The 25715-nt window shown below is 75.6% G+C and carries 24 protein-coding genes; 17 read left to right on the forward strand and 7 right to left on the reverse strand.

The annotated features are described in order from the left end of the window. Nucleotides 1-161: 161 nt before the first annotated feature. Nucleotides 162-1391, forward strand: coding sequence for a DUF222 domain-containing protein (locus tag ACWIX7_RS13905; RefSeq protein ID WP_448622115.1), 1230 nt, complete (start codon nucleotides 162-164; stop codon nucleotides 1389-1391). Between the two features lie 35 nt (nucleotides 1392-1426). On the opposite strand, the gene ACWIX7_RS13910 is transcribed toward ACWIX7_RS13905, so the two are convergent. Further along, nucleotides 1427-1804 (reverse strand): YchJ family protein, encoded by a 378-nt coding sequence (locus ACWIX7_RS13910; protein ID WP_448617038.1) that lies wholly within the window; start codon nucleotides 1802-1804, stop codon nucleotides 1427-1429. 53 nt (nucleotides 1805-1857) lie between these two features. Here ACWIX7_RS13910 and ACWIX7_RS13915 point away from each other — a divergent pair, with 53 nt between their 5' ends. The 6 genes from ACWIX7_RS13915 to ACWIX7_RS13940 all read left to right on the forward strand — a co-directional run bounded on the left by ACWIX7_RS13915 (nucleotide 1858) and on the right by ACWIX7_RS13940 (nucleotide 9356). Then, nucleotides 1858-3783, forward strand: a complete 1926-nt coding sequence (locus tag ACWIX7_RS13915) for a mycofactocin system FadH/OYE family oxidoreductase 2 (RefSeq protein WP_448617039.1) — start codon at nucleotides 1858-1860, stop codon at nucleotides 3781-3783. Between the two features lie 29 nt (nucleotides 3784-3812). Further along, on the forward strand, nucleotides 3813-4526 hold the full coding sequence (mftE, locus tag ACWIX7_RS13920; RefSeq protein WP_448617040.1) for a mycofactocin biosynthesis peptidyl-dipeptidase MftE: 714 nt from the start codon (nucleotides 3813-3815) through the stop codon (nucleotides 4524-4526). A gap of 38 nt (nucleotides 4527-4564) precedes the next feature. Further along, the gene (locus ACWIX7_RS13925) at nucleotides 4565-5107 is read left to right on the forward strand and encodes a cysteine hydrolase family protein (protein WP_448617041.1); all 543 of its coding nucleotides are present in this window, start codon (nucleotides 4565-4567) and stop codon (nucleotides 5105-5107) included. Continuing rightward, nucleotides 5104-6642, forward strand: coding sequence for a mycofactocin biosynthesis glycosyltransferase MftF (mftF, locus tag ACWIX7_RS13930; RefSeq protein ID WP_448617042.1), 1539 nt, complete (start codon nucleotides 5104-5106; stop codon nucleotides 6640-6642). Before ACWIX7_RS13925 ends, mftF begins: the two co-directional genes overlap by 4 nt. Before the next feature lie 10 nt (nucleotides 6643-6652). Continuing rightward, on the forward strand, nucleotides 6653-8086 hold the full coding sequence (locus tag ACWIX7_RS13935; protein WP_448617043.1) for a GAF domain-containing protein: 1434 nt from the start codon (nucleotides 6653-6655) through the stop codon (nucleotides 8084-8086). Between the two features lie 109 nt (nucleotides 8087-8195). After that, nucleotides 8196-9356 (forward strand): MFS transporter, encoded by a 1161-nt coding sequence (locus ACWIX7_RS13940; RefSeq protein WP_448622156.1) that lies wholly within the window; start codon nucleotides 8196-8198, stop codon nucleotides 9354-9356. Nucleotides 9357-9417: 61 nt separating this feature from the next. On the opposite strand, the gene ACWIX7_RS13945 is transcribed toward ACWIX7_RS13940, so the two are convergent. Further along, nucleotides 9418-10422 (reverse strand): iron-siderophore ABC transporter substrate-binding protein, encoded by a 1005-nt coding sequence (locus ACWIX7_RS13945; protein ID WP_448617044.1) that lies wholly within the window; start codon nucleotides 10420-10422, stop codon nucleotides 9418-9420. Between the two features lie 318 nt (nucleotides 10423-10740). Between ACWIX7_RS13945 and ACWIX7_RS13950 the strand changes: the two genes are divergently transcribed. From ACWIX7_RS13950 to ACWIX7_RS13965, 4 genes are all read left to right on the forward strand, one after another. Then, nucleotides 10741-11277 (forward strand): (2Fe-2S)-binding protein, encoded by a 537-nt coding sequence (locus tag ACWIX7_RS13950; protein ID WP_448617045.1) that lies wholly within the window; start codon nucleotides 10741-10743, stop codon nucleotides 11275-11277. Between the two features lie 73 nt (nucleotides 11278-11350). Further along, the gene (locus tag ACWIX7_RS13955) at nucleotides 11351-13846 is read left to right on the forward strand and encodes a xanthine dehydrogenase family protein molybdopterin-binding subunit (protein WP_448617046.1); all 2496 of its coding nucleotides are present in this window, start codon (nucleotides 11351-11353) and stop codon (nucleotides 13844-13846) included. Further along, nucleotides 13843-14700, forward strand: coding sequence for an FAD binding domain-containing protein (locus tag ACWIX7_RS13960; protein ID WP_448617047.1), 858 nt, complete (start codon nucleotides 13843-13845; stop codon nucleotides 14698-14700). Before ACWIX7_RS13955 ends, ACWIX7_RS13960 begins: the two co-directional genes overlap by 4 nt. Before the next feature lie 98 nt (nucleotides 14701-14798). Next, nucleotides 14799-15707 (forward strand): SRPBCC family protein, encoded by a 909-nt coding sequence (locus tag ACWIX7_RS13965; protein ID WP_448617048.1) that lies wholly within the window; start codon nucleotides 14799-14801, stop codon nucleotides 15705-15707. On the opposite strand, the gene ACWIX7_RS13970 is transcribed toward ACWIX7_RS13965, so the two are convergent. The 3 genes from ACWIX7_RS13970 to ACWIX7_RS13980 are packed head-to-tail and all read right to left on the reverse strand — an operon-like array spanning nucleotide 15676 to nucleotide 17716. Continuing rightward, complete coding sequence (locus tag ACWIX7_RS13970; RefSeq protein WP_448617049.1) at nucleotides 15676-16353, reverse strand: alpha/beta hydrolase family protein; 678 nt, start codon at nucleotides 16351-16353, stop codon at nucleotides 15676-15678. The two genes, ACWIX7_RS13965 and ACWIX7_RS13970, sit on opposite strands and share 32 nt — an antisense overlap. Then, nucleotides 16350-17021 carry an HAD-IA family hydrolase gene (locus ACWIX7_RS13975; protein WP_448617050.1) on the reverse strand — a complete coding sequence of 224 codons (672 nt, stop codon included), beginning with the start codon at nucleotides 17019-17021 and terminating at the stop codon, nucleotides 16350-16352. Before ACWIX7_RS13975 ends, ACWIX7_RS13970 begins: the two co-directional genes overlap by 4 nt. A gap of 20 nt (nucleotides 17022-17041) precedes the next feature. Continuing rightward, nucleotides 17042-17716, reverse strand: coding sequence for a DedA family protein (locus tag ACWIX7_RS13980; RefSeq protein WP_448617051.1), 675 nt, complete (start codon nucleotides 17714-17716; stop codon nucleotides 17042-17044). Nucleotides 17717-17780: 64 nt separating this feature from the next. Between ACWIX7_RS13980 and ACWIX7_RS13985 the strand changes: the two genes are divergently transcribed. Further along, entirely contained in the window at nucleotides 17781-19085 is a 1305-nt protein-coding gene (locus ACWIX7_RS13985; protein ID WP_448617052.1) for an amidohydrolase family protein, read from the forward strand. On the opposite strand, the gene ACWIX7_RS13990 is transcribed toward ACWIX7_RS13985, so the two are convergent. Then, nucleotides 19069-19887 carry an MBL fold metallo-hydrolase gene (locus tag ACWIX7_RS13990; protein WP_448617053.1) on the reverse strand — a complete coding sequence of 273 codons (819 nt, stop codon included), beginning with the start codon at nucleotides 19885-19887 and terminating at the stop codon, nucleotides 19069-19071. The two genes, ACWIX7_RS13985 and ACWIX7_RS13990, sit on opposite strands and share 17 nt — an antisense overlap. Nucleotides 19888-19944: 57 nt before the next feature. Then, nucleotides 19945-20271 (reverse strand): hypothetical protein, encoded by a 327-nt coding sequence (locus ACWIX7_RS13995; RefSeq protein ID WP_448617054.1) that lies wholly within the window; start codon nucleotides 20269-20271, stop codon nucleotides 19945-19947. 91 nt (nucleotides 20272-20362) lie between these two features. Here ACWIX7_RS13995 and ACWIX7_RS14000 point away from each other — a divergent pair, with 91 nt between their 5' ends. From ACWIX7_RS14000 to ACWIX7_RS14020, 5 genes are all read left to right on the forward strand, one after another. Continuing rightward, complete coding sequence (locus tag ACWIX7_RS14000) at nucleotides 20363-21877, forward strand: TldD/PmbA family protein (protein ID WP_448617055.1); 1515 nt, start codon at nucleotides 20363-20365, stop codon at nucleotides 21875-21877. Nucleotides 21878-21911: 34 nt separating this feature from the next. Beyond that, a complete protein-coding gene (locus tag ACWIX7_RS14005) occupies nucleotides 21912-23303 on the forward strand; it encodes a metallopeptidase TldD-related protein (RefSeq protein ID WP_448617056.1) in 1392 nt (463 codons plus the stop codon). Between the two features lie 267 nt (nucleotides 23304-23570). Next, nucleotides 23571-23873 (forward strand): hypothetical protein, encoded by a 303-nt coding sequence (locus ACWIX7_RS14010; RefSeq protein ID WP_448617057.1) that lies wholly within the window; start codon nucleotides 23571-23573, stop codon nucleotides 23871-23873. Nucleotides 23874-24014: 141 nt separating this feature from the next. Beyond that, the gene (locus ACWIX7_RS14015; RefSeq protein WP_448617058.1) at nucleotides 24015-24503 is read left to right on the forward strand and encodes a hypothetical protein; all 489 of its coding nucleotides are present in this window, start codon (nucleotides 24015-24017) and stop codon (nucleotides 24501-24503) included. Nucleotides 24504-24681: 178 nt separating this feature from the next. Further along, nucleotides 24682-25689: an NlpC/P60 family protein gene (locus tag ACWIX7_RS14020; protein WP_448617059.1), complete on the forward strand. Its 1008-nt coding sequence runs from the start codon at nucleotides 24682-24684 to the stop codon at nucleotides 25687-25689. Nucleotides 25690-25715 lie beyond the last annotated feature (26 nt).

Here is a 25715-nt window from a genome sequence, read left to right on the forward strand (position 1 = left end):
GCGCCGACACACGCCGTCCGTTGGCGCTCGGTGGACGTCGACGGTGGTGTCAACGCCGACTGCGAGTCTGTGGACGGGCCCTTGAGCTGTGGTTTCGTGTTGTCCTGCACACTCGTGACCGGTATTCTTCGTACGTGCGTTCGAGCGGTGCGGGAGGTGTCGTGGCCGGGGTGCCGGTGCTCGCCGACGACGACCTGCACGCTCTGGACGACGGTGCGCTGCTGGACCGCACCGCGGAGCTGATCCGCGAGCGGAACCGGATCGACGCCGAGCTGGCCCGCACCCTGCGCGTCGCGGATGCGCGACGGGCCTGCGAGCACGACGGGCTGAAGACGATGCCGTCCTGGCTGCGGAACCACATCCGTCTCTCGGCCGCGGCGGCTGCTCAGCTGGTCCGGTGCGGGCGGGCGCTGGAGCACCTGCCGGCGCTGGCGGCCGCGTTCGCGGCCGGGGACGTGACCGCCGACCAGGTCGCCGTGGTCGCGCCGATCGCGCGCGAGGAGCGGCTCGCGGCCGCCGCCGAGCAAGGCGTGGACCTGACCGAGATCGCCACCGCGCTGACGGTGATCGCCACCGCGCAGCCGCACCAGGTGCTCGGCCAGGCGGTGGACCGCTATCTGGCGATGCTCGATCAGGACGGCCCGGAGCCCGACCCCACCGAGGGGCGGCGGCTGGTCATCGTCAAGCACGCCGACGGGTCCGGCACGGGCCGGTTCGACCTGGACGCGGTGGGCCTGGAGAAGGTGCAGACCGCGCTGGAGGCCGTGCTGCAGGCCGGCCGCTGCGCCGCCGACGAGCGCACCCGTCAGCAGCAGCAGGCTGACGCTTTCGTGCAGCTGTGCAACAACCAGCTCGCATCGGGGAACTCGCCGGTCCTGCGCGGGCACAAGCCGCAGATCATCGTCAAGATCAACGCGGAAGACCTGTTCGGCCCCGGCACGAACCCCGGCGCGGGCGAGATGGGGTTCGGCGCGACGATCTCCGCGGCGCGGGCCCCCTGGCTGGCCTGCGACGGGGCTGTCACCCGGATCGTGATGGGCCCCGATGGGATGCCGCTGGACCACGGCCGCACCCTCCGGCTGGTGCCACCGCACGTGCGGCGGGCCGCCGAGGTCCGCGACGGGGGCTGCGTGTTCACCGGCTGCGGGGCCCCGACCTTCTGGTGCGACGTCCATCACCTGCTTGCCTGGATCGACGGCGGCGAGACCAGCCTGGACAACTCCGCGCTGCTGTGCGAGCGGCACCACACGAGGGTCCACCACGGCTTCCGGGTGGAACGACAACCCGACGGCCGATGGCGCACCTGGCGACCCGACGGCACCGAGATCCTGATCGGACCCCAGCGCGCCGGCCCGGGCCGTACCGGACCACCCCTGACCACCGCCGCCTGACCCGACCGACGACGCCGGCGGCCGTCGCACACGCCTCACACCGCGTCGAGGTACCGCCACGCGCCGTCCTCGCGGACGAAGCGGCTGACCTCGTGCTGGCTGCCGGTCTCGCCCTCGTGCCGGTACCAGGCCCGGAACTCCACCGTGCCCTCCGCGGCGAGCAATCCGCCGTCGGTGGTGGCGAGCACGTCGAGGCCGGTCCAGCGCACGGTCGGGTCGAGCTCCACCCACGGCGGACGCGTCGAGGGGTGCCAGGTGTCGAGCAGGTACGCCGGGTCCCCCACGGCGAAGGCGCTGTACCGCGAGCGCATCAGCTGCTCGGCGGTCCCCGCCGTCGCGGTGCCGTCGTGCAGCCGACCGCAGCACTCGGCGTAGGGCAGGCCGGTTCCGCAGGGACAGCGTCGAGGGGCCATGCCTGCGAGTCTCTACCGTCCCGAGGAGCCGGCCGACCGCGGAGGGAGACCACGTGCGACACCTGTCTGCGCCGCTGCGGGTCGGGCCGGTGACGCTGCCCAACCGGCTGGTCTTCCCGGCCCACCTGACGAACTACGCCGTCGACGGCCGGTTCACCGAGCGGCACGCCGCCTACTACGCGGCCCGCGCGGCCGGCGGTGCCGGGCTGGTCGTCACCGAGGAGCTCTCGACCGACCCCGCCGACCGGCCCTACGAGAAGCTCGTCCGCGGCTCCGACCCGGACGCCCTGCCCGGGATGCGTCGGGTCGCCGATGCCGTCCACGCACAGGGCGTCCCGGTGTTCGCCCAGGTCAACCACAACGGCGGGCAGGCGGACTCGCTGCACACCCGCACGCCGGTCCTCGCGCCGTCCCCGGTGCCCGACCCGCTGTTCCGCGAGGTGCCGCGCGAGGCCAGCACCGCCGACCTGGCCCGGCTGGTCGCCGGCTACGCCGACGTCGCCGCCCGCTGTGCCGCCGCCGGGTTCGACGGCGTGGAGGTCCAGGCCTCGCAGTCCTCGCTGGCCCGGCAGTTCCTCTCCCGCGCCACCAACCGGCGCACCGACCGCTACGGCGGCCCGCTCGAGTCCCGCGCCCGCTTCCTCGTCGAGGTGCTCACCGCCGTCCGGGAGGCGCTCGGCCCCGGCCGCGGCCTCGGCGTCCGGTTGGCCGACGAGGAGGGCGCGAGCGGCGGGACGACGCTCCCCGAGGCCGTCGCCACCGCGCGGCTGCTCGCCGGGTGCGGCCTGGTGGACTACGTGAGCACCACCGTCGGCGTCGCGACGGCGAGCCTCGACCGCGTCGTCCCGCCGATGACCGCCCCACCCGGCTACGCCCGGTACCTGTCCGCGGCGATCCGGGCCGCCGTCGACGTGCCGGTGGTCGGCGTCGGCCGGTTCCTCACCCCCGCGCAGGCCGAGCGTGCGCTGGTCGACGGCGACTGCGACCTGGTCGGCGCCGTCCGCGCGCAGATCGCCGACCCCGAGTTCGCCGCCAAGGCGCTGACCGGGCGGGACGGCGAGGTCCGCCGCTGCCTGGGCTGCAACCAGGAGTGCGTCGGCCGCGTGGGCCTGAACCGGCCGCTGGGCTGCGTGACCAACCCGCGCGCCGGCCGTGAGGCGCCGCTGCCGGTACCGGGGCGCCGCCGCCGGGTGCTCGTCGTCGGCGGCGGGCCGGCCGGGCTCCGCGCCGCCGCCACCGCCGCCGCCCGCGGGCACGCGGTCACCGTGTGGGAGCAGGCGCCCGACACCGGCGGTGCGATCCGGGTCGCGGCGTCCGCCCCCGGCCGCGAGGGGCTGCGCCCGCTGGTCGACGATCTCGCCGCCGAGTGCGCCCGGACGGGAGTGACGGTCCGCACCGGCGTGCGCGCCACCGCCGAGGCGGTGCGGGCGGAGGCACCGGACGTCGTCGTCCTCGCCACCGGCGCCCGCCCGGTGCGCCCGGACTGGGCGGGGGACAGCGACCGAGTGGTCGACGTCCGCGCCGTGCTCACCGGCGCGGCCGAACCGACCGGAGACGTCCTGGTGGTCGACGACCTCGGCGCCGCCGCGGCGACCTCGGTCGCCGAGCTGCTCGCCGCGCGCGGCTGCACGGTCGAGGTGGTGACGGCGGCGCTGGTCGTCGGCCAGGACCTCGGCCCCACCCTCGACCGGCCCGGCTGGGAGCGGCGGGCCGCGGGCTGGCGCATCCGGCGGACGACGGAGCGGCTGGTCACCGCCGTCGACGGCCGCACCGTGCGGCTGCTGCACCACCCGACCGGCGCGGTCGAGGAGCGCACCGTCGACTGGCTGGTCGCCGCCACCGCTCCGCGGGCGGACGCCGGGCTGTGGTACGCACTGCGCGGCAGCGGCCTGGAGGTGCACCGGGTCGGCGACTGCCTCGCCCCGCGCCGGGCCGGCGCGGCCACCCTGGACGGGGACCGGGTGGGCGTCGCAGTCTGACCGGTGGCGCTCTGACTACCGTGGCGCCGGTGACCGACGCCGTCCCGACGACCAGGCTCGCCGGCGCCACCTGGCCCTACCTGCCCGAGCGCCCGCTGCTGCTCGTGCCGCTCGGCGCCGTCGAGCAGCACGGCCACCACCTGCCGCTGGCCACCGACACCACCGTGGCCTGCGCGGTCGCCGAGGCCGCCGTGGACGACCTGGACGGCGCCCTGCTCGCCCCGGCACTGGCCTACGGCGCCAGCGGCGAGCACGAGGACTTCCCCGGCACCGTCTCGATCGGCACCGAGGCGCTGACCGGGCTGCTCGTCGAGTACGGCCGCTCGGCGTGCCGCTGGGTCGGGCGGCTGGTGCTGGTCAACGGCCACGGCGGCAACCTCGACGCGCTGCGCACGGCCGGCGCGCAGCTGCGGGCCGAGGGGCGCGAGGTGGCCTGGTTCCCCTGCGGCGTCGCCGGCGCCGACGCGCACGCCGGGCGCACCGAGACGTCGCTGATGTTGCACGTGGAACCGGACGCCGTCCGCGAGGACCGGGCGGTGGCAGGGGAGACCACCCCGATCGCCGAGCTGCTGCCCCGGTTGCGCGCCGAGGGGGTGCGCGCGGTCAGCCCGACCGGGGTCCTCGGCGACCCCGCCGGGGCGTCGGCGGAGGAGGGCGCGGAGCTGCTCGCCGGGATGGCCGGGCGACTGGCCACCGCCGTCCGGGCGTGGGACGTCGACCCCGCCGGCCGGCTGCGCGGCTGACGGAACCGCACCGGCCGCCCGGGGTTATCGTCCGGGGCATGGGGTCCCCGTCCGGCTGGCTGGTCGTCGTCGACTACCAGGAGGTCTTCCGCGATCCGACCTCGCCGTGGACGACGCCGCGCTTCGACGAGATCCGGCCGCGCATCCGCTCGCTGGTCGAGGCCTTCGGCGACCGCGTCGTCTTCACCCGCTTCGTCGTCCCGGACGAGCCGACCGGCGCGTGGGCCGACTACTACGCCAAGTACGACTACTTCACGCAGGCGCACGCCATCCCGCTGTTCCAGCTCTCCGAGGACCCCGGCGACCGCCCCGTCGTCGACGCGCCGACCTTCGGCAAGTGGGTCCCCGCCGTCGCGGAGCTGGTCGGCGACGGCCCGGTCACCGTCGCCGGGGTGGCCACCGACTGCTGCGTGCTCTCCACCGTGCTGCCCGCGGCGGACGCAGGCGTGCTGGTCCGGGTGGTCTCCGACGCCTGCGCCGGCGCGGACGACGAGGCGCACGACGACACCATGCGGATCCTCGGCTGCTACGCCCCGCTGGTCGAGGTCACCACGACCGCCGAGGTCCTGGCCGAGGCATGAGCGGGGGGCTCGCGGTCGCCGCACCCCCGCCCGACCGGCTCCCCGACGGCACCGCCGTCCGCCTCGACCCCCGCGTCCGCCGCCGCGACGGGGGGACGACGCTGCTCGGCGGCTCCCCGCTGCGGCTGCTGCGCCTGCAGCCGCGCGCCCGCGACCTGCTGCACACCGACCGGCTCGTCGTCCGGGACGCCACCACCGCCGCCCTGGCCGCCCGGCTGCTCGACGCCGGTCTCGCCCACCCCGAGCCGGACGGCGACCCGGCGGGGGAGCTGACCGTCGTCGTCCCGGTCAAGGACCGCCCGGCCGAGCTGGCGCGGCTGCTCGCCGCGCTGCGCGCCGACCCCGGCACCGCCGCCGTCCCGGTGCTCGTGGTGGACGACGGCTCCGCCGACCCGGCCGCGGTGACCGCCGTCGCCTGCCGGCACGGCGCCCGGGTGCTGCGGCACGCCACCGCCCGCGGCCCGGCCGCCGCCCGCAACGCCGGCCTGCGCGCGGCGACCACCCCGCTCGTGGCGTTCCTCGACTCCGACTGCGTGCCCCTGCCGGGCTGGTCCGGGCCGCTGGTGCGGCTTCCCGCCGATCCGCGGCTGGCGCTCGTTGCACCCCGGATCACCGCGCTCCCGTCGGACGGCGGCGGCTGGATGGCGCCGTACGAGGCCACGGTCAGCGCGCTGGACATGGGGCCCGACCCGGCGCCGGTCGCCCCGGGGACGGCGGTGTCCTACCTGCCCAGCGCCGCGATGGTGGCCCGCCGGGACGCCCTCGGCGACGGCTTCGACGAGTCGATGCGGGTCGCCGAGGACGTCGACCTGGTGTGGCGCCTGGTCGCGGCCGGCTGGCGGGTGCGCTACGAGCCGTCGGCCGCCGTCGCCCACGAGCACCCGGCGGCGACCGGGGAGTGGCTGCGCCGCCGCGCCTTCTACGGCACCGGCGCCGCGCTGCTGGCCGCGCGGCACGGGACCGCCGTCGCCCCCGTCGTGCTCTCGCCGTGGTCGGCGGCGGCCTGGGCGCTCGCGCTGACCGGACGCCGCTCCGGCGCGCTGGGCTGCGCCGCGGTGCTCGCCGTCGCCACCGCCCGCCTCGCGCCCCGGCTGGCCCGGCCCGGGCAGCGCGCACCGGTCGGGCTCGCGGCGGCGCTCGTCGTGCGGGGCAGCGCCGCGGCGGGCAGGACCCTGGCGCGCAGCGTCACCCGGCACCACTGGCCGCTGGCCCTGGCCGCGGCTGCGGTCTCCAGCCGGGCCCGCCGGCTCGCCGCGGCGGCCGCCGTCGCCGACGCCGTCCTCGCCTGGTGGCCGCACCGTCGCCGGGTCGGCCCGCTGCGCTTCACCGCCGGCCGGCGCCTCGAGGACCTCGCCTACGGCGCCGGTCTGTGGGCCGGCGCGCTGCGGGCCGGGGACCTGCGGGCGCTGCTGCCCGCCCGGCCTGCAGCGATACCTCCTCCGAACCGGTCGCGTACGACCCGTTCCCTGGTGGAATCGCGGAAGGGCGGTCACGATGGGCGGACGATGGACCCGAGCCCGCGGACGACCACATGACGACTGAGCCGTGACGACGCTGAACCCGTGGGTCGCGCTGCCCGACGGCCGGCCCGACCCCGCGCACACACGGCGGCTGCGCGCCGCCCACGAGGCACTCGTCACCAGCTCCGACCCCGCCGCGCCGGACCTGGTGCGCGCCGTCGTCTGGGACTCCTGGCGGCGCAGTCTCGCCGGCGGGGTCGACCCCGACGGCGCCGCCCCGCCGGTCGACCTGCTCGACGACGAGCTGCTGGCCTACCGCGCCGCCCACCCGTTGGCACCGGTGCTGCCGGTCATCCGCAAGCTGCTGGTCGAGGACGCCGAGGCCGACCGGATGATCGTCGCGGTCACCGACGCCGACGGCCGGATGCTGTGGGTCGAGGGTGACCGGCAGCTGCGGGCACGCGCCGAGGCCATGCACTTCGTCGAGGGCGCCCGGTGGTCCGAGGACGTCGCCGGCACCAACGCCCCCGGCACCGCGCTGGCCCTCGACCACGCCGTCCAGATCTACGGCAGCGAGCACTACCGCCGCCCGGTGCAGCCGTGGAGCTGCTCGGCCGCGCCGGTGCACCACCCGGTCACCGGCGTGCTGCTGGGCGCCATCGACGTCACCGGTGGCGACCACGTGGCCAGCCCGCAGGTGCTCACCCTCGTCCGCGCCACGGTCGCCGCCGTCGAGGCCGAGCTGCGCTGGCTGCACCGCGAGGACGCCGCCCGGCCGGACGCCCCGGCGCCCCGCCCGGCCGCCCGCCCCGTCCCGCGGCTGGAGGTGCTCGGCCGCGAGCGCGCCCGGCTGCAGCTGCCGTCCGGCCCCGCGGAGCTCTCGCTGCGCCACTCCGAGCTGCTGCTCCTGCTCGCCGAGGCGGCGGCCGGGGGCGGTGGGCGCACGGCCGAGCAGCTGGCCGCCGAGTGCCACGCCGGCGACGCGGCCGCGGTGACCGTCCGGGCCGAGCTCTCCCGGCTGCGCCGGCTGGTCGGAGCCCACCTGCTCGGCTCCCGCCCCTACCGGCTGACCGGCCCGCTGGAGACCGACCTGGACCAGGTGCGCCGGCTGCTCGCGCGCGGCACCGTCGGCCCGGCGCTCGAGCGGTACCCGGGCGCCGTGCTGCCCCGCTCGTCGGCGCCCGGTGTGGTCGCCGCTCGCGACCGGCTGTCCGCGGCGCTGCGGCAGGCCGTGCTCACCGCCCGCCGTCCCGAGCTGCTGCTGCGCTACACGCGGCTGCCCGAGGCCCAGCACGACGCCGCGGTGTGGCAGGCCTGCCTGGAGACCCTGCCGCCCGGCGCCCCGAGCCGGCCGGCCGTCGCCGCGCACCTGCACCGGCTGCGCCGGGTCCCGCGCGGCCCGCTGCAGCAAGGACCCCCTTGCCCCCCGCCAGTCGCAGGCCCGCGGCGGGCCCCTGCAAGGGGGCCGTCAGGGGCTCGCGGCGAACCTCGGGACGGGGCCGTTCCGGCACGTCGCTGACGCGGGGAATGCGGCTGGACCGGGCCGCCTTGCCCCTCTCACGAGTGCACCGCCTGACGTCCCCCAGCTCAGCCCCCGGCGGGTCGTCGCCGCGGTCGTCGCCCTCGCGCTGGGCGGCTTCGCCATCGGCACGACCGAGTTCGTGACGATGGGCGTGCTGCCGGAGATCGCCGAGGGCGTCGGCGTCGACATCCCCACCGCAGGTCACGTCATCTCCGCCTACGCGCTCGGCGTGGTCGTGGGCGCCCCGGTCATCGCCGCGCTCGGCGCCCGGCTGCCGCGGCGGGGGCTGCTCGTCGGCCTCGTGGTCGCGTTCCTGCTCGGCAACCTCGGCAGCGCGCTGGCCGTCGGGCCCTCCTCGCTGCTGGTCGCCCGCTTCGTCAGCGGGCTGCCGCACGGCGCGTACTTCGGGGTGGCCTCGCTCGTGGCCGCCTCGCTGGTGCGGGACGAGCTGCGGGGCCGCGCGGTCAGCTCGGTCATGCTCGGCCTGGCGGTGGCCAACCTGGCGGGGGTCCCGGCGGCGACCGGGCTCGGGCAGACGCTGGGCTGGCGCGCGGCCTACTGGGCGGTCGTCGTCCTCGCCGTGGCCACCGTGCTGGCGGTGCTGGCGTTCGTGCCGTCCACGCCCGGTCGGGACGAGGTCACGATCGCCACCGAGCTCACCGCGCTGCGGCGTCCGCAGGTGCTGCTGACCCTGCTGGTCGGCACGGTCGGCTTCGGCGGCATGTTCGCCGTCTACAGCTACGTCTCGCCGCTGAGCACGGAGGAGGCCGGGCTGCCGCGCAGTGCGGTGCCGTGGGTGCTGCTGGTCTTCGGCGTGGGCGGCGTCCTCGGGACGGCGCTCGGCGGTCGGCTCGCCGACCTCGCGCTGTTCCGCTCGCTGGTCGGGGCCATGGTGACGATGGGGGTGCTGCTGGCCCTGGTGGCGCTGCTCGCCGGCTGGGCGCCGGGGCTGCTGGCCGCCCTCTTCCTGCTCTCGGCGACCGCCTCGGTGCTGGTGGTGACCCTGCAGCTGCGGCTCATGGAGGTCGCCGGCGAGGCGCAGATGCTGGGCGCGGCGCTCAACCACTCGGCGCTGAACGCGGCCAATGCGCTCGGCGCCTGGCTGGGTGGCGTGGTCATCGCGGCCGGCCTGGGCTGGACCGCCCCGGCCGCGGTCGGCGCGGCGCTGGCCGCGGTCGGGCTCGCCGTGCTCACCGCCTCGGCGGTGCTGCGCCGTCGCGAGCAGCGGATCGGGCCGGTGCGGACGGCGCCCGCACCGGCCCGGTGACGGACCTCCTTGCCCCGCGCCACTGGCAAGCTCGTGGCGGGACCCTGCAAGGAGGCCACGGTCAGGGCTGCAGCGTCTCGGCGAACAGCGGGACGGCGTTCTCCAGCGCGTACTGGGTGCCCAGTGCCGAGCCGCTGGAGAAGGCGTTGGACAGGGTCTGCTCCTCGAGCACCAGGGCGTTGCCCTGCTGCACCGAGGGCAGCGACTGCCACAGCGGGTTGTCGGTGATCTGCGACGCCTCGACGAAGATCGGGAAGACCACGGTCAGGGGCGCGTCGAGCAGCGGCACCTGCTCCTCGCTGATCGACACGAAGAAGCTCTCCCCGGCCAGGTCCTGGATGGCCGGCTCGTTGGTGAAGCCCAGCGCCTCCATGAAGTCGACGCGGGTGTCGCCGCGGACGTAGGCGCCGAAGCCCTCGGAGGTGTAGGCGCCGACGGCGACCTCGGTGCCGTCGAACTCCGGGTGGGCCTCCGCGGCCGCGGTGAACTGCTGCTCGACCTGGGCCTGCAGCTCGTCGGCCTGCTCCTCGCGGCCCAGCGCCCGGCCGACCAGGTCCAGCTGCTGCTGCCAGGTGGTCAGGTACGGGCCCACGCCCTCGGGCTGGCCGACGGTCGGCGCGATGGAGCTGAGCGCGTCGTAGCGCTCCTGCGTGGCGGGGGAGCGGGTGTCCAGGATGAGGTCGGGCTGCAGCGCGGCGACCGCCTCGAGGCTCGGCTCGAGCGTCTCGACGATCTCCGGGGCCTCGTCGTAGCGCCCCTCGGCCCACGGGCCGACGCCCTCGCCGCCGAAGGCCAGCCAGTCGCTCGCGCCCACCGGCTGGACGCCCAGCGCCAGCGCGGTCTCGGCGTCCGACCAGCCGAGGGCCACGACCCGCTGGGGCTCCTCCGGGATCTCGACGTCCCCGAAGGCCGTCTCGACGGTGACGGGGAAGGCGCCGCCGGAGCCCGCAGGGCTGCTGGACGCGGCAGCATCCCCGGGGGACCCCGCGTCGCCGGAGCCGCAGCCGGCGACGAGGACGGTGGCGGCGAGCAGGGCGGCGCCGCGCAGGGACGGGCGAACGGGCATGGGCTTCCCTTCAAGTAGGTGAGGCTCACCTAACTACGCCGCCCTGGAGCCGTTCCACCCGGGTCCGCGCACCGGCGCCGGGCCGAACTGCTGCAACGCCGCTGCAACGTTGCCCGGCTCCCGCAGAGGCGGACTCCACGGCGTTGATTGCGCTGCGCGAGCGGAGGATCATGAGGCAGATCGCCCGCTGGTGCGGCGATCCCCTGATGCGACGGCCTCAGGTAAGCGTGGCCTAAGTCATGTGCTCCTCGACACACTCGCCGCAGGTGGGGCTGTGCCCGGCACCACGCGTGACCCCTGCAGAGGAGCGGAGGAACGGTGACCCAGATCAACGTGCGGGTGGACGGGGTGACGTACACCGACGACGTCGAACCCCGGACACTGCTGGTGCACTACCTGAGGGAGCAGCTGGGGAAGGTCGGCACCGTCATCGGGTGCGACACCAGCAACTGCGGCGCGTGCACCGTCCACCTGGACGGCGCGGCCGTGAAGTCCTGCACCGTGCTGGCCGTCCAGGCCGACGGCGGCGAGGTGACGACCATCGAGGGGCTCGCGCCGAACGGCGGCCTGCACCCGGTGCAGAAGGCGTTCCACGAGATGCACGGCCTGCAGTGCGGGTACTGCACACCGGGGATGATCATGGCCTCGGTCGACCTGCTCAAGGAGAACCCGGACCCGAGCGACACCGAGGTCCGCGAGGGCATCGAGGGCAACCTCTGCCGCTGCACCGGCTACCAGAACATCGTCCGCGCGGTGCAGCAGGCCGCCGGCGAGATGCGCGGCGCCACCGGCGGTTCCGTCTCCCCGGCCGAGGTCGACACCGCGGCCGCTCCGCACGTGGCGGCCCAGTCGTGAGCGAGCTCGCGAGCTCAGCAGTCCACCCAGCCCCGTCGGGCAGCGCGCCGACGAGTGCCAGCGAGGAGGCACGATGACCGCGGTCGAGGACCGGGCCACCACCGAGGCGCCGGAGCGCGAGGTCGGCAAGGCCCGCCGCCGCAAGGAGGACGCCCGGCTGATCACCGGCCGGACCACCTGGACCGACAACATGGTGCTGCCCGGCATGCTGCACCTGGCCGTCGTCCGCAGCCCCGTGGCGCACGCGAAGATCAGCTCGATCGACGTGAGCGCCGCCCAGGAGGCTCCGGGCGTCATCGCCGTCCTCACCGGGCGCGACGTGGCCGACGAGCAGGGCTCGATCCCGTGCGCCTGGCCGGTCACCCCCGACATGGTCAACCCCGGCCACCCGTCGATCGCCGTGGACGAGGTCAACCACGTCGGCGAGGCCGTCGCGGTCATCGTGGCGCGCAGCAAGGCCGCTGCGCAGGACGCCGTCGAGCTGGTGGACGTCGACTACGACCTGCTGCCCGCGGTGCTGGACATGGAGGACGCGGTCGCCGAGGGCGCCCAGCTGACCCACGACCACCTCGAGTCCAACCGCAGCTTCCACTTCGTCTTCGAGTCGGGGGACGCCGGTACCGGCCAGCACAGCGACGAGGCGTTCCGCGACGCCGAGGTCGTGGTCAGCCGCCGGTTCGTGCAGCAGCGGCTGATCCCGGCGTTCATGGAGCCCCGCTCGGTCGTCGTCCAGCCGCAGGGCGACAACTACACGATGTGGTCCTCGACCCAGGTGCCGCACATCCTGCGGATCATGCTGGCGATGGTCACCGGTGTGCCCGAGCACAAGCTGCGGGTGGTCGCCCCCGACGTCGGCGGCGGCTTCGGCGGCAAGCTGCAGGTCACCCCCGAGGAGGTCATCAGCCTGCTCGTGGCCCGTCGGCTCGGGAAGCCGGTCAAGTGGACCGAGACCCGCAGCGAGTCGCTGATGACGGCCCACCACGGCCGGGACCAGATCCAGTACATCGACATCGCCGCAGACCGCGAGGGCAACGTCAAGGGCCTGCGCTGCCGGATCCTCGCCGACATGGGCGCCTACCTGCGCCTGGTCAGCCCAGGCGTCCCGGTGCTGGGTGCCTTCATGTTCAACGGCATCTACAAGTTCCCGGCCTACCGCTTCGAGTGCGACGGCATCTTCACCAACAAGACGCCCACCGACGCCTACCGCGGCGCCGGGCGTCCCGAGGCGACCTTCGCCATCGAGCGGATCATGGACGAGCTCGCCGTCGAGCTGGACATGGACCCGCTGGAGCTGCGCCGCAGGAACTGGATCCGGGCCGAGGAGTTCCCGTTCACCTCGGTGGCCGGGATGACCTACGACAGCGGCGACTACGAGACCGCGACCCAGAAGGCCCTGGAGCTGCTCGGCTACGACGAGCTGCGCGCGGAGCAGCGCCGCCGGCGGGAGTCGAACGACCCGGTGCAGCTCGGCATCGGCGTCTCCACCTTCACCGAGATGTGCGGCCTGGCGCCCTCCCGGGTGCTCGGCTCGCTGTCCTACGGGGCCGGTGGCTGGGAGCACGCCTCCATCCGGATGCTCCCGACCGGCAAGGTCGAGGTGGTCAGCGGGGCGACCCCGCACGGCCAGGGTCACGAGACGGCGTGGAGCCAGCTGGTCGCCGACCGGCTCGGCGTGCCGTTCGAGGACATCGAGGTGCTGCACGGCGACACCTCGGTCTCGCCGCGCGGGCTGGACACCTACGGGTCCCGGTCGCTCGTGGTCGGCGGGGCCGCGGTGGTCAACGCGGCCGAGAAGGTCGTGGCGAAGGCCCGCAGGGTCGCCGCGCACCTGCTCGAGGCGAGCGAGGACGACCTCGACTTCTCCGGCGGGAAGTTCTCCGTCCGCGGCACCCCGGGCGCGGAGGTCTCCATCCAGGAGATCGCGCTGGCCACGTTCGCGGCGCACAACTTCCCCGAGGGCGTGGAGCCCTCGATCGACGCGGACGCGACCTTCGACCCGGAGAACTTCTCCTTCCCGCACGGCACGCACCTCTGCGCCATGGAGGTCGACACCGAGACCGGCATGGTGGAGATCCGCAAGTACGCCTGCGTGGACGACGTCGGCACGATCGTCAACCCGCTCATCGTCGAGGGGCAGATCCACGGGGGGCTGGCGCAGGGCATCGCCCAGGCGCTGTTCGAGGAGGCCGTGTACGACGCCGACGGCAACCTCACCACCGGCACCTTCGTCGACTACCTGGTGCCCTCGGCCGCCGACCTGCCGCACTTCGACACCGGCAACACGGTGCACGAGGCCCCGGGCAACCCGATCGGCGCGAAGGGGGTCGGCGAGGCCGGCACCATCGCGAGCACGCCGGCCGTGGTGAACGCCGCGCTGGACGCCGTCCGGCACCTCGGGGTGCGCGACATCCGGATGCCCCTGACCCCGGAACGGGTCTGGCGGGCCATCCACGGCGGTGGGGACGGCGGCGACCGCGCCACTGCCGGCACCAACGCGTACGGCGGGGCGCAGACCGAGACCACCGCCGGCGTCTCCACCCCCCAGTCCGCCCTCGGAGGTGACCGGTGATCCCCGCTGCGTTCGAGTACGCCCGTCCCACCAGCGTCGACGAGGCCCTGCAGGCCATCGCCGACGGCGGGGACGACGTGAAGGTCCTCGCCGGCGGCCAGTCGCTGATCCCGGTCATGCGGCTGCGGCTGGCCGCGCCGGAGACGGTGGTCGACCTGGGCCGGGTCGCCGAGCTGCGCGGCGTCCGGGACGACGGCGACGCCATCGTCATCGGGGCCATGACGACGCACCACGACGTCATGACCGACCCGCTGGTGCAGCAGTTCGCCCCGCTCATCGCCGAGGCGACCGAGACGGTGGCCGACCGGCAGGTCCGCGCCCGCGGCACCTTCGGCGGGGCCCTGGTCCACGCCGACCCCGCGGGCGACCTGCCGGCGGTGGCCCTCGCCCTGGACGCGGAGTTCGTCATCGCCGGCCTCGAGGGACGGCGGACGGTGCCGGCGGCGGAGTTCTTCGTCGACTACCTGACCACCGCGGTCGGGGAGGGGGAGCTGCTCGTCGAGGTCCGCGTCCCCAAGCTGGCCGGTGAGTGGGGCATGCGCTACGAGAAGTTCAACCGGGTGGCGCAGGCGTGGTCGATCGTGGCGGTGGCCGCGGTCGTCCGGCGGGAGGACGGGCACATCGCCGAGGCCCGGATCGGGCTGACCAACATGGGCACCACGCCGCTGCGGGCCTCCGCGGTGGAGGCCGCGCTGGCCGGTGCTCAGGCCACGCCCGAGGCGATCGCCGCAGCGGCCCGGTCGGCCGCCGAGGGGACCTCTCCCACCAGCGACCTCAACGCCCAGGCGGACTACCGGGAACACCTGGCGCAGGTGCTCACTCGTCGCGCGGTGAGCGCCGCCGCGGGGCTGTAGCGTCGGTCCACCCCTCGGAACCCGCTCGACCCGACTCGGCCGGCCCGCCCTCACCCGGGGGCGGACCGGCCGAGCTCCGTACCCCAGGAGGTAGCACCGTGCAGTTGGAGAACTCGTTCACCGTCCCCGTGCCGATCGACGAAGCCTGGCGGGTGCTGCTGGACATCGAGCGGATCGCACCGTGCATGCCGGGCGCCGCCCTGGACTCGGTCACCGGTGACGACTTCACCGGCCGGGTCAAGGTCAAGCTCGGCCCGATCAACCTGACCTACCAGGGCAAGGCCTCGTTCGTCGAGAAGGACGAGGCGGCGCACAAGGCGGTCATCGACGGCCGCGGCAAGGACCAGCGCGGCAACGGCACCGCGGCCGCGCTCATCACCGCCCAGCTCAAGGCCGAGGGCGACACCACGCGGGTCGACGTCCTCACCGACCTGAACATCACCGGCCGGCCGGCCCAGTTCGGCCGCGGCGTCATGACCGACGTCGGCAACAAGCTGCTCGGCCAGTTCGCCGACAAGCTCGCCGCCCAGCTGGGTGCCGGCGACGCGGGAGTGACGGCCGCACCCGCGACGGAGACTCCGACGCAGAAGGTCGCGACCACGGCGGCAGGTGCCGCCGAGGAGGTCGCCGCCTCCGTGGCGCAGGTGCCGGGGGACGGCGCCGTGGCGGAGCAGACCCGCTCGACCGCGGCGGCGGCGAGGGAGACCGCGGCCGCGGCCGCAGACCGGGCGTCGGGCGGCGACACCGCCCCGGCCGCCGGCGACACCGCCCCGGCCGCCGGCGACACCGCTCCGGCCGCCGTCGTCCCGGGCCCGCCGCCGGCCCGGACGACGACCCCGGCGGCCCCGGCCGCGCGGACCACGGGTCCCAAGCACGCCGAGCCCGAGCCGATCGACCTGCTCGAGGTCGCCGGCGGGGCCGCGCTGACCCGCTACGCGGCGCCGCTGGCCGGTGCCGCGGTGCTGGTGCTGGTCGTCACGCTGGTCGTGCGGCGCCGACGCCGCTGACGGCCGCGGGGTCGCCGGGGTCCGCCCCGGCGACCCCGGCCAGCCAGTCGACGGCGGCCAGGGCGACCACGTGCGGGCTGCGGGTCAGCGCGTGGTCGCCGGGGACGGCGTAGAGCGAGGCGCCGGGTCGTCCGGTCAGCACCGCGGCGAGCTCCTCCGGGCGGCCCAACGCGTCCCGCTCGCCCTGCACGACGCCCAGTGGCACCCCCACGGCGGTCAGTTCGCCGGCGCGGCTGCGCTCGGGCCGGCCCGGCGGGTGAAGGGGGAACGCCAGGCAGAGCACGCCGTCGGCTCCGAGCGCGGCCGCCGTCCGGCAGGCCACCCGGGCGCCGGCGCTGCGACCGCAGACCACCAGCGGTCCGCTCAGCCGGTCGTCGTCCCGCAGCGTGCCGAGGACCGCCGTCCAGCCCTCGTCCAGCCGGGGCGGCGCGGGCGCGATGCGCTTGCCCGCCACCCGCCAGGGCTGCTCGACGCCCAGCACCCGCCAGCCGGCCGCGGCGGCGCCGGCGGTCACCGCGGTCAGGTCGGCCGACCCGATGCCCCCGCCCGCGCCGTGACCGAGCACCAGGGTGCCGACGACGGCGCCCGCGGGCTCGGTGGTGGTGACCCGCGCCGGGCCGAGCGGGGTCTCGACCTCCCGGGTCACGCCGGAGGGAGCGCGAGCAGCGCGTCGACCGCGCCGGCGAGGTCGCCGGCCACCAGCGCGGCGGGGTCGTACACGGCCGGGTAGACGCGCTCGGTGCGTGGGAACCAGGCCGCGGTCAGGCCCGCCCGCAGCGCGCCGTGGACGTCCCAGCCGTGCGCCGCGACCAGCGCCAGCCGCGCCGGCTCGACGTCGCAGACCCCGGCCGCCCAGAGGTAGACCTCGCGGGCCGGCTTCCACGCCCGGATGACCTCGCTGGACAGCGAGCGCTCCACCAGGGGGCTCACCCCGCCGCGCTCCAGCCCGGCCTCGGCGACCCCGGGGGAGCCGTGGGTCAGGGTCACCACACGGACGCCGGCCTCGACCAGCCGGCGCAGGGCGGGCTCGACGTCGGGGTGCGGCGCCAGCTCGAGGAATGCGTCGGCCACCCGGGACCGGTCGGCGTCCCCCAGGTCGGTGGCCTGGGCGAGGGCCGCGTCGAACGCCTCGCGGAAGCGGCACCAGGTGCCGGCCGTGGCGGCGGCGAAGCCGGTGAGCAGGGTGCGGGAGAACACCGCGGGCAGCAGGTCGGCCGGCTGCCCGAGCTCGACCAGTGCGGCGCGCAGCGGGCCGAGGTCGAGCAGCGTCTCGTTGACGTCGAAGGCGACGACGGTGGGGCGGGTGGGGGACATGGAGCCAGGGGGCAGCGGGCTCACGCCGGCCGGCTCTCGTCGGTGCCGGCGCGACGGGCCTGCCGGTGCCGGCGCACGTCCCGCCAGCGCTTGTAGACCAGGTAGCCGATGCCGAGCGCGACCGCGGCCACGACGGCGTAGTCCAGGTAGTGCAGGTTCTGCTGCACGAAGTCGCCGGCCGCGACGCCCAGGCCGATGAGCACGCTGTTCCAGATCAGGCTGCCCGCGGCGGAGTAGACGACGAACTGGGCGAGGGGCATGCGCACGACCCCCGCCGGTACGGAGATGAAGCTGCGCACGATCGGCACCATCCGGCCGAAGAACACCGCCGAGCGCCCGTGCCGCTCGAACCAGGCGAAGGTCTTGTCGACGTCCTCGGTCTCCACCAGCGGCAGCCGGTCGAGGAAGGCGTGCGAGCGGCGCGGGCCCAGCGCCCGGCCGACGTAGTAGAAGAAGACCGCGCCCAGGATCGACCCGAGGGTGGCGCACAGGACCACCGGGACGATGTCGAGCCGGCCGTCGTTGATGAGCACCCCGGCCAGGCCCAGCACCGCCTCGCTGGGGATGGGCGGGACGACCGTCTCCAGCAGGATGGCGAAGCCGACGCCCACCGCGCCCAGCCGCTCCACCATGTCGAGCAGGAAGCCGGTGATGCCGCCCTGGTCGGAGGAGGCCGCGGCGGCGAGGAAGGACATGCGCCCCACGGTAACGGCGCGCTCCGGGCGGCACCGGGAAGCCGCGGGGGTAGGTTCGCCACCCATGCGGCAGCGCTTCACCGCCCGGGCCGTCGTCGTCGGGGACCGCGCCGGCACCGTCGTGCCCGACGCCGCGGTCGACGTCGAGGACGGCACGTTCACCTGGGTCGGCCCGGCCGCCGACGCGCCGGACGCCGAGGACGCCGAGGTCGTCGCCGTCCCCGGGGTGCTGCTGCCGGGGCTGGTGAACGCCCACTCGCACGCGCCGATGGTGCTGTTCCGCGGCCAGGCCGAGGGGCTGCCGCTCGCCCGCTGGCTGCGCGAGGTGATCTGGCCGCGCGAGGCGCAGCTGACCCCCGAGGACGTCGAGGTGGCGATGACCGCGGCCTCGGCCGAGATGCTGCGCGGCGGGGTCACCACCAGCGTCGAGATGTACTTCTCGCCCGAGCGGATCGCCGCTGCCGTCGGCCGCACCGGGGCCCGCGCGGTGGTCGCCAGCCCGCTGCTGCCGCTGCCCGGGATGCCGCCGCTGGCCGAGCAGCTGGCCGACGCGGTGACGCTGGCGACCTCCGTGCCCGGCGACGGCGCCGTGGAGTACGGCATCGGCCCGCACGCGGCCTACACGCTGCCGCTGCCGGTGCTGCGCGACGCCGCGGCCGCCGCCCGGGAGCACGGCCTGCTGCTGCACCTGCACGTCGCCGAGACCGCCGCCGAGGGCGCGGACCTGCTGGCCACCCACGGGCTGTCGGTGCCCGCCCTGCTGGCCGCGCACGACGTCCTGGGCGGCCGGGTGCTCGCCGCGCACAGCGTGCACGTCGACGACGGCGACCTGGAGCTGTGGCGGGAGTACGACGTGGCGGTGGCGCACTGCCCCGCGAGCAACGCCAAGCTGGCCAGTGGCATCGCGCCGGTGCGGGCGATGCTCGACCGCGGCGTCCGGGTGGGGTTGGGCACCGACGGGCCGGCGTCCAACGACGGGCTGGACCTGCTGGCCGACGTCCGGCTGGCCGCGGGCCTGGCCCGGCTCCGGGAGGGCTCGGCCACCGCGCTGACCGCAGCCGAGGCGTTCTGGCTGGCCACCGGCGCGGCCGCCGACGCGATCGGCCGCCCGGACGTCGGCCAGGTCGCCGTCGGCCGCCGGGCGGACCTGGTGCACGTCGACACCCGCGACCTGGTCTTCGAGCCGGTCCTCGACCCGGTGGACCTGCTCACCCACCTGGTCTGGTCGGGCACCTCGCGGCTGGTGCGCGACACCTGGGTCGGTGGGCGGCAGGTGGTGCGCGACGGCGTCTGCACGACGGTGGACGCCGAGGCCCTGCGCGCCGACGTCGCCGAGCGGGCCGTACGGCTGGCTAGGCGCGCAGGCTGATCGTCTCGCCGCGGGTGACCGCGCGGATCTCGCCGGGTGCGCGCCGGGCGGCCACCTCGCGGACGAAGTCGCCCAGCGGCGAGGCGAACCGGTCGTAGTCGTCGTAGTGCACCGGCACGGTGACCGGCGGCTTGAGCAGCTCCACCAGGTCGGCGCCCTGCCGGCCGTCCATGGTCACGGTGAAGCCGAGCGCCTTGGTGCCGCCCAGGTGCGGGATGACGACGTCCAGCGGCCCGCAGCGCTCGAGGACCTCGCCGAGCTCGGGACGGAAGACGGTGTCGCCGCTGATGTAGCCCCGCCAGGACACCTCGCCGTCGCGCAGCAGCTCGAGCACGCTGCCCATCACCGGCGGCAGCAGCTTCGCGACGGGCTGGGGGCCGTGGACGCCGGGGACCGAGGTGATCCGCAGCGTAGCGCTGTCGCGGCTGAGCTCGTGGCGCTGCCAGGGGCCGAGGTCGACGGTCTCCCGGAAACCGCGCCGGCCCAGCGCGCGGGCGGCGGCCTGGGTCGTGATCACCGGCGTGCCGCGGTCGAGGGTGCGGGTGGCGATGCGGTCCCAGTGGTCGGCGTGCAGGTGCGACAGCAGGATCGAGTCCAGCGTCGGCAGCTGGGTGGGCTGCAGCGCGGGCTCGGTGAGCCGCTTGGTCCACAGCCCCTTGCCGAGGTAGGCGCGCTGCCCGCGGTGCAGGAAGTTCGGGTCGGTCAGCAGCGTGAAGGGCCCGAGTCGCAGCAGCGTGGTGGCGTTCCCGCCGAAGGTGAGCGTGACGTCGTCGGCAGGGGACGGCGGGGAGGACTCGGCCATGTGCTGGCGTCTACCCCGGTCGTCTCGCGGCCACGCCGCCCGGAGCCGGTGACCGGGTCAGCCCCCGGGGTGCTCCCAGCCGTGGTCCCAGCAGGCCCGCACGAAGTTGGCGCCCGCCTCGACGACCGCGGCGTAGTCGAGGTCGTCCTCCCGGGTGTCCCGGAAGCGCTCGTAGGGGTCGGTCAGCGGTGTCGAGTCCGACTGCCCGAGCAGGTCGCCGGCCCGCTCGGTGACCGGGGCCCGCTGGTCGGCCGGGCTCCCCGCGTCGATCCAGGCGGCCACGGCGTCGCACGCCTCGGTGGCTGGCCGGTCCAGCCCGCCGCCCCCGCAGGCGGCGAGGGCGAGGGCCGCCGCCAGGACGGCCCAGATCCGGCGTCGGGGCACCCAGCGAGGCTAGTGGCGCCGGTGCCCGGCCGGGCGGCGGACCCCTCGGGCCCGGCGTGGACCCTGCCGCCCGCGCTGGTAGACAGGGGCGGTGGCTGCCTCCCGCGACGTGGACGCGTCCTTCCTCGCCCTGCCGCTGTCCGCGCTGACCGACGCCGCGCTCACCCGGGCCCTCGACCTCGGCTGCGAGCACGCCGACCTCCGGGTGGAGCGGATCCGCACCCAGTCGATCAGCCTGCGCGACGCCCGGCTGGAGTCCCTGGCCGACGGCGAGGACCTCGGCCTGGCCGTGCGCGTGGTCTACGAGGGGACCTGGGGGTTCGCCGCGGGCGTCGTCCTCACCGCGGCGGAGGCCGTGCGGCTGGCCGAGGAGGCGGTCGCCGTCGCGCAGGTGTCGGCGGCGGTCAACAGCGACCGCGTCGAGCTCGCGCCCGAGCCGGTGTACCCCGACGCGGTCTGGGTGTCCGACTACGACATCGACCCGTTCGAGGTGCCCGACGCGGAGAAGACCGGGCTGCTCACCGAGCTGTCCGAGCAGCTGCTGGCCGCCGACGGTGTCGAGCACGTGCAGGCGGTCTGCCAGGCGGTGAAGGAGCAGAAGTACTACGCCGACACCGCCGGCACCCGCACCCGGCAGCAGCGGGTGCGCATCAACCCCGACCTCACCGCGCTCACCGTCGACCGCTCCACCGGCGCGTTCGAGAGCATGCGCACCGTCGCGCCGCCGGCCGGCCGCGGCTGGGAGTACCTGACCGGCACCGGCTGGGACTGGCGCGGCGAGATCGCCGAGATCCCGTCGCTGCTGATGGAGAAGACCAAGGCGCCCTCGGTCGAGGCGGGCCGCTACGACCTCGTCGTCGACCCGTCGAACCTGTGGCTGACCATCCACGAGTCCATCGGCCACGCCACCGAGCTGGACCGGGCGCTGGGCTACGAGGCCGCCTACGCCGGCACCTCGTTCGCCACGGTCGACCAGCTCGGCACCCTGCAGTACGGCTCCGAGATCATGGACGTGACCGGCGACCGCACCGCCCCGCACGGGCTCTCCACGATCGGCTGGGACGACGAGGGCGTCGCCGGGCAGCAGTGGGACATCATCAGGGACGGCGTGCTGGTCGGCTACCAGGTCGACCGGAACACCGCGCGGATGAGCGGGATGACGCGCTCCAACGGCTGCGCCTTCGCCGACTCGCCGCAGCACACGCCGGTGCAGCGGATGGCCAACGTCTCGCTGCAGCCGGCTCCCGACGGGCCCTCCACCGCCGACGTCATCGCCGGCGTCGAGCGCGGCATCTACGTCGTCGGCGACAAGAGCTGGTCGATCGACATGCAGCGCTACAACTTCCAGTTCACCGGCCAGCGCTTCTACCGGATCGAGGGCGGCAGGCTCGCCGGCCAGCTGCGCGACGTGGCCTACCAGGCGACGACGACGGACTTCTGGGGCTCGATGCGCGTCGTCGGCGGCCCGCAGACGTACCTGCTCGGCGGCGCGTTCAACTGCGGCAAGGCCCAGCCCGGGCAGGTCGCCCCGGTCAGCCACGGCTGCCCGGTGGCGCTGTTCGAGAACGTGAACATCCTGAACACCGTGCAGGAGGCCGGGCGATGAGCGGTGCGAGCGCCAGCGAGCGAGGAGAGGGACGATGAGTTCGTGGTCGCGTCCGCAGGACGTCGTCGAGAAGGCGCTGGCCGCCTCCACCGCCGACGGGCAGGTCGCCTTCGTCGTGGAGAGCTCCGAGGCGAACCTGCGCTGGGCGAAGAACAGCCTCACCACGAACGGCTCGATGCGCTCCCGGCAGGTCGTCGTCGTCTCGTTCGTCGACGGCGGGGCGGGGATGGCGGCCGGCACGGTGGCGCGCACCGGCAGCCCGGACGTCGAGGAGCTGGTGGCGGCCAGCGAGCAGGCCGCCCGCGACGCCGGCCCGGCCGAGGACGCCGTCCCGCTGGTCAGCGAGGCGCCGCCCGGCGCCGGCGACTGGGACGCCGAGCCCGCGGAGACCTCGATCGGCGTCTTCCGCGACTTCGCGCCCGCGCTGGGGGAGGCCTTCGGCGGCGCCCGCGACCGCGCCGAGCTGCTCTTCGGCTACGCCGAGCACGCCATGGCCACCACCTACCTGGGGACGTCGACCGGGCTGCGGCTGCGGCACGACCAGCCCAGCGGCCGGGTGGAGCTCAACGGCAAGAGCGGCGACATGAGCCGCTCGGTGTGGGCCGGCGTCGGCACCCGCGACTTCGCCGACGTGTCGGTGGCCGACCTGGTCGCCGACGTGCGGCGCAAGCTCGGCTGGTCGCAGCGCCGGGTCGACCTGCCCGCCGGGCGCTACGAGACGCTGCTGCCGCCCTCGGCGGTCAGTGACCTGATGATCTACGCGCACTGGACGATGGAGGCCCGCGACGCCGACGAGGGCCGCAACGTCTACGCGAAGCCCGGCGGCGGCAACCGGATCGGCGAGCGGCTGGCCGCGCTGCCGCTGACGCTGCGCAGCGACCCGTTCGAGCCCGGCCTGGAGGCCTGCCCGTTCCAGGTGGTGAGCGGCTCGTCGGGCACGGCGTCGGTGTTCGACAACGGCATGGCGACGCCGGCGGTCGAGTGGATCTCCGGCGGTGTGCTGACCAACCTGATCCGGCCGCGGGCCTGGGCGCTGAAGACCACCGCGCCGGCCACCGCCACCGTCGACAACCTGGTCCTCGAGCTGCCGGGCGCCACGGCGTCCCTCGACGAGATGGTCGCGGGCACCGAGCGCGGGCTGCTGCTGACGACGCTCTGGTACATCCGCGAGGTCGACCCGCAGACGCTGCTGCTCACCGGGCTCACCCGCGACGGCGTCTTCCTGGTCGAGGGCGGGGAGGTGACCGGCGCGGTGAACAACTTCCGGTTCAACGAGTCGCCGGTCGACCTGCTCGGCCGGATCACCCAGGCCGGGCGCACCGAGCGCACCCTGCCCCGCGAGTGGAACGACTGGTTCACGCGCGCCGCGATGCCCACCGTGCGGGTGCCGGACTTCAACATGAGCTCGGTGTCGCCGGCCAGCTGAGAGGACTTCCTGCCCTGGTGGCGAGGCCTCCCGGACCCGTACGGGTGGTGCTCGTGGGACTCGCGAGGTGGAGCGACCGGTCCGTCACACTCCTCGCGCATGGTGCCGTGACGTTCTGCGTTCGGTCGCCTACTGTCTGTCTCGCGGGAGCGGGAACTCGACTTCACCAGCCCGCGCGCACGCCGAAACGTGCACCGAGCGGAACGAGGCTCTCCGCTCGCCAACGGACGGGCTCCGGCACAGCCGGACCGGTGAGGGGAGGGTCCCATGACCAGGACTCAGAAGCCGTCGGTCTTCCAGATCGGCAGGGTGTGGGACGACGGGCGCGCCGTCGTCGTCTCCGGCTGGGGCCTGGGCCTGTGTGCCGCGGCCTGCGCCTGCCACCGCCACCCCTCCGTCGGCAGCCTGGCGATCGCCGAGGACCAGACCCAGGGCCTGCTCGGCCTGGTGAGCTACCGCGAGGGCGGCTGCGACTGCTGCGAGCCGTGGACCGCCGTCGAGCTCTCCGCCATCGTCCGCGACCTGCAGATGGTCACCGGCCTCGACGCCTCCGAGCCGCTCGCCGGCTGAAGGCGGACCACCTCTGCCCCCACGCCTCGCGTGCTCGGCGCGGGACCCTGCAGGGGGCCGACGAGCGCTCCACCCGGCCCGGCTCCGCACTCGCGGGGCCGGGTCGCGGTTCTCCTGCACCCGCCCGGGTAGGGCCGTCCCATGCTGGGACGCGCTGCCCTCGGAGGTGCCCTCGCCGGGCTGGCCGGCACCGCGGCCATGACGCTGGCCGAGAAGGTCGAGCAGTCGGTGACCCACCGCCCGGACTCGTACGTGCCCGCGCGCACCCTGACCGCGCTGACCACCCGCCGCCGCCTGCCGGGGTCCGCGCGCCCGCCCGTGCGCAACCACCTCATGCACTGGGGCACCGGCGCGCTCGTCGGCGCCCTGCGCGGCGTGTGGTCGGCCAGCGGTCTGCGCGGCTGGCGCGCCTCGGCCTGGCACACCTCGGTCCGGCTGGCCACCGACCAGACCCTGGAGAACGCCACCGGCGTCGGCGCGCCGCCGTGGACGTGGTCGCGCCGCGACCAGGTCGTCGACATCGGCGGCAAGGCCGTCTACTCCTTCGTGACCGGCGCGGTGGCCGACCGGCTGGTCCCCCTCGCGCCCGACCGCACCCCGTCGGGCTCCGCTCCGCCCCGGCGCCGGTAGCCGGTCCTCCCGCGTCGCACGGGACCCGCGGTACCGCTGTGACGACTGAGGTGCTCACCCCGGTCGGCAGCCCGCGCGCCGTCCCCTACCCCTTGACGTCATGTCCTTACCGTGCGTGCTCACGCGCATGGAACGCCGCCTCCTTCCCGGGGTGGGGCGCGGCGAGAGGGGGCCGGACATGGGCCGCAACCGGACGACGAGCCGGCGCTGGTCGCGCGCCGCCCTGGCCGCCACGGCCACCGTCGCCGTGCTGCTGACCCCGGCGACCGCGAGCGCCGCCCCGGCGTCCGCGGACGAGGCGCAGCGGCTGGTCGCCGAGACCAGCAAGCAGCTGGCCACCCTCGACGAGCAGGTCCACGAGGCCGAGCTCACCGTGGCCGCGCAGCAGCAGACCGCGGCCAACGCCGCCGAGCGGGCGTCCCAGGCCGAGGCCGTGCTCGCCGGCTACGGCCCGCAGCTGGCGGCCATCGCGCAGAGCGCCGGCACGACGCAGTCCCGGATGGCCGCGTTCCTGACGTCCGACTCCGCGGCGGACGTCGTCCAGCAGATGACCACGCTGGACCTCATCGCCGCGCACACCGAGGGCCTGCTGGCCGAGGTGTCGATCGCGCAGCGCGCCGCCGAGCAGGCCCGGGCCGACGCCGACGCCACCGCCGCGCAGGCCACCGCGTCGCTCGCCGAGCTCCAGCGCCAGCGGGCCGAGGTGCAGGCGCGTCAGCAGCAGTACGAGAGCGACTACGCGAGCCTCTCGGCCGCCGAGCAGGCCGCCGTCCGCACCGCGGTCGCCGGCCCGGCGCTGACCGCCGACGTCGGCGCGGTCGTGGCCGCCGCGCCCAGCGGTGACGTCGGGGCCGTGCTCGAGGCCGCGCTCGCGCAGGTCGGCGACCCCTACGTCTGGGGCGGGACCGGCCCCGACGGCTTCGACTGCTCGGGTCTGACCAGCTACGCCTACGCCGCCGTGGGCGTCTCCCTGCCGCACTCCAGCCGCGCGCAGTCGCAGATGGGCACCGCCGTCTCGCGCGGCGAGCTGCAGCCCGGTGACCTGGTGTTCTTCGGCTCACCCGTCTACCACGTGGGCATCTACGTCGGGAACGGGAAGATGGTGCACGCCCGCACCTTCAGCCAGCCGGTGGCCGTGACGAGCGTGGACATCGGCGACTACGTCGGGGCGCGCCGCATCCTCTGAAGCAGGATCCCCTAGCGCGGTTCCGT

The organism is Geodermatophilus sp. URMC 65, from assembly GCF_053502545.1.